Annotated in this window: 8 protein-coding genes; 6 read left to right on the top strand and 2 right to left on the bottom strand. The window is 65.7% G+C overall.

All coding sequences use genetic code 11. The features are described 5' to 3' along the window. The 5 genes from AC1DBQ_RS04040 to AC1DBQ_RS04020 all read left to right on the top strand — a co-directional run. The coding region (locus AC1DBQ_RS04040) for a multifunctional oxoglutarate decarboxylase/oxoglutarate dehydrogenase thiamine pyrophosphate-binding subunit/dihydrolipoyllysine-residue succinyltransferase subunit (protein WP_476927280.1) at nt 1-1637 on the top strand (1637 nt) is incomplete at its 5' end. Nucleotides 1638-1748: 111 nt separating this feature from the next. Next, nucleotides 1749-2348: a GDSL-type esterase/lipase family protein gene (locus AC1DBQ_RS04035; protein ID WP_476927279.1), complete on the top strand. Its 600-nt coding sequence runs from the start codon at nt 1749-1751 to the stop codon at nt 2346-2348. A 141-nt stretch (nt 2349-2489) separates the two neighbouring features. Next, a complete protein-coding gene (locus AC1DBQ_RS04030) occupies nt 2490-3317 on the top strand; it encodes a DUF4097 family beta strand repeat-containing protein (protein ID WP_476927278.1) in 828 nt (275 codons plus the stop codon). Beyond that, nucleotides 3317-3952, top strand: a complete 636-nt coding sequence (locus tag AC1DBQ_RS04025) for a PadR family transcriptional regulator (protein WP_476927277.1) — start codon at nt 3317-3319, stop codon at nt 3950-3952. The genes AC1DBQ_RS04030 and AC1DBQ_RS04025 overlap by 1 nt, the downstream gene beginning before the upstream one ends. A gap of 106 nt (nt 3953-4058) precedes the next feature. Beyond that, a complete protein-coding gene (locus AC1DBQ_RS04020) occupies nt 4059-4133 on the top strand; it encodes a 50S ribosomal protein bL37 (protein WP_369299106.1) in 75 nt (24 codons plus the stop codon). Between the two features lie 90 nt (nt 4134-4223). On the opposite strand, the gene rsrA is transcribed toward AC1DBQ_RS04020, so the two are convergent. Then, on the bottom strand, nt 4224-4484 hold the full coding sequence (rsrA, locus tag AC1DBQ_RS04015) for a mycothiol system anti-sigma-R factor (protein WP_116766878.1): 261 nt from the start codon (nt 4482-4484) through the stop codon (nt 4224-4226). Next, the gene (locus AC1DBQ_RS04010; RefSeq protein ID WP_476927276.1) at nt 4481-5233 is read right to left on the bottom strand and encodes a sigma-70 family RNA polymerase sigma factor; all 753 of its coding nucleotides are present in this window, start codon (nt 5231-5233) and stop codon (nt 4481-4483) included. Before AC1DBQ_RS04010 ends, rsrA begins: the two co-directional genes overlap by 4 nt. Nucleotides 5234-5482: 249 nt before the next feature. On the opposite strand from AC1DBQ_RS04010, the gene AC1DBQ_RS04005 reads away from it, so the two are divergent. Then, a complete protein-coding gene (locus tag AC1DBQ_RS04005; protein WP_476927275.1) occupies nt 5483-6031 on the top strand; it encodes a DoxX family protein in 549 nt (182 codons plus the stop codon). The last annotated feature ends 4 nt before the right edge of the window (nt 6032-6035 follow it).

Genomic DNA, 6035 nt, shown 5'->3' with positions numbered 1-6035 from the left:
CCGCCCCGTCGTCCTCGCGGTCCTCCACCTACTCCACGGACGTCGCCAAGATGATCCAGGCGCCGGTGTTCCACGTGAACGGCGATGACCCCGAAGCCGTTGTCCGCATCGGCCAGCTCGCCTACGAGTTCCGCCAGCGCTTCCACAAGGACGTTGTCATCGACATGGTGTGCTACCGCCGCCGCGGCCACAACGAGGGCGACGACCCCTCGATGACCCAGCCGCTGATGTACAACCTGATCGAAGCCAAGCGTTCGGTCCGCAAGCTGTACACCGAATCGCTGATCGGCCGCGGTGACATCACCGAGGAAGAAGMCGAGCAGCTGCTGCGCGACTACCAGGAACGCCTGGAACGCGTCTTCGCGGAAACCCACGCCGCCCAGACGTCCCCGATCCMGATCATCACGGCCGATTCCGCCGCGGTGTCCGATCTCGAACGCCCCATGGCCCAGCAGTCCGATTCCGGCGTCAGCACCCCGACGTCCACCGCGATCTCCGCGCAGACCCTGGCCCGCATCGGCAAGGCCCACACCGAGATCCCCGGGGGCTTCACCGTCCACKCCAAGCTCAAGCAGCTGCTGGAGAAGCGCGAAGCCATGTCCCGTGAAGGCGGCATCKACTGGGGCTTCGGCGAGCTCGCCGCGTTCGGCTCGCTCATCATGGAAGGCGTCCCGGTCCGGCTCGCCGGCCAGGACTCGCGCCGCGGCACCTTCGTGCAGCGTCACGCCGTCTTCCACGACCGCGCCAACGGCGACGAGTGGCTGCCCCTGGCCCACCTGTCCGAGGACCAGGCCAAGCTGTGGATCTACGACTCCCTGCTCTCCGAATACGCCGCCATGGGCTTCGAATACGGCTACTCCGTGGAGCGCCCCGACGCCCTGGTGCTGTGGGAGGCGCAGTTCGGTGACTTCGTCAACGGCGCGMAGACCATCATCGATGAGTTCATTTCCTCCGCCGAGCAGAAGTGGGGCCAGCGGTCCTCGCTCGTGCTCATGCTGCCGCACGGCTACGAGGGCCAGGGCCCGGACCACTCCTCCGCCCGGATCGAGCGTTTCCTGCAGCTGTGTGCCGAAGAGAACATGATCGTGGCCAACCCCACGACGTCGGCCTCCCACTTCCACTTGCTGCGCCGCCAGGCATACAGCAGGCCGCGCAAGCCGCTGATCATCTTCACGCCGAAGCAGCTCCTGCGCCTCAAGKCGGCGGCATCCTCCGTGGAGGACTTCACCACCGGCTCGTTCCGTCCGGTCATCCCGGAGCACGAGCAGCTGCAGGCGGACGCTGTCGAACGCGTCCTGCTGGTCTCCGGGCGCCTGTACTACGATCTGCTGTCCACCCGGCAGAAGACCGAGAACAAGACCACGGCAATCGTGCGCGTCGAGCAGCTTTACCCGCTGCCGGCCGCCGAGATCGCCGCGGAGCTGGCCAAGTACCCCAACGCCGAAGTGGTCTGGGCCCAGGACGAACCCGCGAACCAGGGTCCGTGGCCGTTCATCGGCCTGAACCTGCCGGACGCCCTGGACCGCAGGGTCCGCCTCATTTCGCGCCCCGCCTCGGCTTCCACCGCCGCAGGGTCGATGAAGCGCCACGCGGCCGAGCAGGACACCCTGCTCAAGCAGGCATTCGCGCGTAAATAGCGTCATTGCTGCCCGGCCGGAGACTGAAACACAACACTCCGGCCGGGCAGCTCTGTTTAATGGACTGTTAGTGGTCAGCTTGATGGACAGCGTTGAAGTGAAGAGGTAGTCGTGGAAGATCGGAAGCTGCGGATCGCAGCCGTTGGGGACGAGCTGTTGGCCGGGCTCGGTGATCCGCGGGCTCTGGGCTGGTTGGGCCGGGTGCTGGCCCGGACGCCGCAGGACAGCGTCGCCCTGGAGTGCTACCCCCTGCCGTGCCCGGAAGAGGGCACCGAGGGAATTGCCGCGCGCTGGCTCGAGGAGGCGGGCCGCCGCTTCGGCAACCACCACGAAAACCGCCTGGTAATCGGCCTATCCGGGCGCGACATCGAATTCGGCCTGTCCACGGCCCGCAGCCGGCTGAACCTCGCCAACATCCTGGACTCCGCCTCGCAGAACAAGATCGAGGTCTTCGTCGTGGGGCCGCCGCCCACCCTCGACCCCGCGCAGAACCGCCGGCTCGGCGAACYCAACACGGCGTTCGCCGACGTCACCACGCGCCGCAAGCACCTCTACGTGGATACCTTCTCGCCGCTCCTGAACCACGAACAATGGCGCCAGGACCTCGCAGCCAACGGCGGCACGCCCGGCCAGGCAGGCTACGGCCTCATGGCGTGGCTGGTGCTGCACCGCGGCTGGTTCCAATGGCTCGGCATCGAGGCGCCGGAGTAGCCCGGCCAGCCCGCGGCCGGCCGGCTCTCCCGGGAATTTCGCGATATATCTTGACCCGCCGGAAAGCGCGATATATMGTGACTTCATAGTCGCGATATATCGTTAGTTGTCCAGCCGCTTTTCGCATTTTCCGGAGGAACCATGTCAGAGAACACGTGGACCGTGACAGGCCCGCAGACCATCGACGTCGACGGCGTCCGCTCGCTCAAGCTCGGCATCGTCCGCGGCCGCTTCGATATCGTCACCCATGACGAAGACGTGGCCAGGATCGAAGTCTCCGAAATCACCGGCGATCCGCTCACCATCTCCGTCATCGACGGCCGCCTGGAAGTCCGCCACCAGCTCCACGGCCCGCAGGGCTGGTTCAAAAACCTCATGGGGACAGTCAACAACCACAGCAGCAACTCGGTGGTCATCAGCATCGCCCTGCCCGCCGGCGTCGAGGTGGAGGCCGGAACGGTCAGCGGCGACGGCATGGTCTCCGGGACCAGCGGCCACGCCCGGCTCAACACAGTCTCGGGGTCCGTTCTGGCCGACGGCACGTCCGGGGACCTCTCCGTCAATACGGTCAGCGGCGAAGTGATCGCCCGCAACCACCGCGGCGTCCTGACCGCTAAGAGCGTCTCCGGCGAGGTAACGGCCTCGGGCCATTTCAGCCACATCCGCGCGAATACCGTCAGCGGCGACCTGAGCTTCGACCTCCACGGCTTCACCCAGGATTTCGGCGCCAATTCGGTCTCCGGTGACGTCACCATCCGGCTGCCGCACGACGTCGGCGTGGACATCATCGCCAAATCCGCCAGCGGAGCAGTGGTCATTAACGACCTGCGGTATTCCCAGCCCAACGGCACGGTGCAGACCATTGCGGGCCCGGACGCCAAGCTGATGCTGGTTCGGACCAACTCGGTCTCGGGAAAGACATCGATTTTCCACGGCCACCCCACTGCGGACACCGAAACGGTGCTCTGATGCCTCCCGTCTTCGCCCACGGGGCCCWGCGGCTGTACCTGCTCGCCCTGCTCGAATCAGGACCCAAGCACGGCTACGAGCTCATCAAGGCCCTCAGCGAGCGGTTCGGCGGCACCTACTCCCCCAGCGCCGGGACCATCTACCCGCGCCTGGGCAAGCTCGAGGAGGAAGGGCTTGTGGCGACCCACACGGAAGGCCGCCGCACCAACTACAGCATCACCCCGGCAGGGCTCAGGGAACTGAACAGCCGCCGGGACGAGCTCGCCGGCGTCGAAAACGACATCTCGGCCTCGGTCCGCCGGCTCGCCGACAACCTGCGCCAGGACATCCGCGTCAACATGCGCGGCCTCCGGGCCGATCTCGCGGCAACCGCGGAGGCGGCGCGCACCTCGGCCCGCGCCGCGGGGACGGCCGCCGGGACGGGCTCGGCCGGCGTCGCGGGCACGCGGTACTCCCCGGAGGGGGAACGGCGGCTGAAGGAGGCCGAACTGCTCGTCCAGGCCTTCCGCGACGACATGCGGGTGGAACTGCGGCGCCACGCCGGGAGCCGCCCCGTCACCGCCGTCACGCTCGAAACCGTCAGGACAGTGCTGGACCAGGCCCGGATCTCGATCCGCAACTCACTCGAGGACTGAGCTCGGTCGCCGAGGTCCCGTGCGGGGCCGCCGGTTCGCGGCGGGTGCCGTGATGTGGGAGACTTGAGGGCAGCTCTTTTGAGTACCAAGATTAAGGAGGCCAGCTATGAGCAAGCGTGCACGTAAACGTCGTGACCGTAAGCGTGGCGGCGCGAACCACGGTAAGCGCCCCAACACCTAAGCCACGGCTAGGATTGACTGCTTTAAGTGAAAGACCCCGGAAACCTCACGGTTCCGGGGTCTTTCGCTTTGGGGTCTCTCGCTGTGCGGCTTAGGCTTCCACAGTCCGGATGGAGTGGATCCGGTCCAGGATGGAGTTCTTGAGGTTCTCCGGAGCCGCTTCGGTGCACGAACGCTTGACCATCACGCGGATGACACATTCGAGGTCGTACTGCTCCAGGCACTCCGGGCAACTGTCCAGGTGGTCCTTGATCTCTGCGATGTCTTTATGCGTGAGCGCACCATCCAGATATTCATAGATACGTTGCATCCGGGCGTCGTCGCAATCGCCCAGTCCCTGGCAGTCGCTCATTTCCTGTTCTCCTGTTTGTTGCTGTCGGCCGCGCTGGTTGACTCGGTGGCGGCCCTGAATCCCCGCTCGGCGGCATAGTCCGCAAGCATGTCCCGCAGCATCTTCCGGCCGCGGTGCAGCCGGGACATGACGGTCCCGATGGGGGTGTTCATGATGTCYGAAATTTCCTTGTACGCGAARCCCTCGACGTCGGCGAAGTACACGGCCAGCCGGAATTCCTCGGGAATCGACTGGAGGGCGCGCTTCACATCGGAATCGKGCAGGTGGTCKAGCGCCTCGGCTTCCGCCGAACGCAGTCCCGAGGACGTATGTGACTCTGCCCGGGCCAACTGCCAGTCCTCGATCGTGTCCGAATTCGACTGCAGCGGCTCGCGCTGACGCTTCCGGTACAGGTTGATGTAGGTGTTGGTGAGGATGCGGTACAGCCAGGCTTTCAGGTTGGTACCGGGCTTGTACTGGTGGAAGGCCGAGAACGCCTTCGTGTACGCCTCCTGGACCAGGTCCTCGGCGTCCGAGGGATTCCGGGCCATCCTCATGGCCGCGGAATACAACTGGTCCACGTACTGCATGGCGTCGCGTTCAAAGCGCGCCCGGCGCTCTTCCGCGGACTCGGTGGAGACGTCCAGCGGCTTGCCGTCCACCTCGGTTTCCAGGGCGGCGGCCGCACTGGCATCAGGTGTGGGGGTGGGCGTGGCGTCGTTTCCGGCAACCTCGTGCATGGCCGTAACGGCCGGGTCCATGGTGCTCATTGCGTCCAAGTCTACTGTCACCTTCCGCCGGGCACCCGGAACTCCCGGAAGCGCGACGGTCCACGGCTGCCCGGAACCGGCTTCCAGTTCCGTTCTGTCCAACACTTGCGTCAAATCTCCGCCTTCCTGAGCCGTGCTTAAACCTGCCTTTCACAACCACGTCCGGCAGGCAAATATTCCGCAAAAGTGCAAGACTAGAACCGGTTCTYCCGCAGTGAATCCGCAGTTCGTCCATCCAGGAGGAAATTCATGTCGATTGTCCGCTTTCTCGCCCGGCCCATGCTCGCCTCCAGTTTCGTCCTCGCCGGCGTGCACAAGCTCAAGAATGCGGATGACACTGCGGCACAGCTGTCTCCCCTGCTCCGGCGCACTGCCGACGCACTGCCGTTCCAGGTCAACGAGAAGGTCCTGGCGCGAGCGATTGGCGGAGCCCAGGTCGGCGCCGGCGTCTGCTTCGCCCTCGGCAAGTCCGCCCGGCTGGCAGCCACCGTCTTGGCCGTCATTTCGGCCCTCAACAGCTACGTGGAATGGCGCAGCGCGGACATCTCCTCAAAGGAAGCCCGCGACGCCCGCCGCAAGCAGCTCCTGAAAAACGTTTCCCTGACCGGCGGCGCGCTGCTCGCTGCCGTCGACACCGCCGGCAAGCCCAGCCTGGCGTGGCGCGCCGGCACCTTCGCTGCGGACGCGAAGAAGAACGCGAGCCACTTCGCGGCMGATGCCAAAAAGACCACCAACAAGCGGCTGAAGAAGGCCGACAAAGTGGTCCGCAAGGCCGTMGACCACAAGGCCGGGGCCTAAGACG

The organism is Arthrobacter sp. 10T413_2, assembly GCF_056394205.1.
Note: the sequence above shows the minus strand (reverse complement) of the source record. Positions and strands in the feature narration are given on the sequence as shown.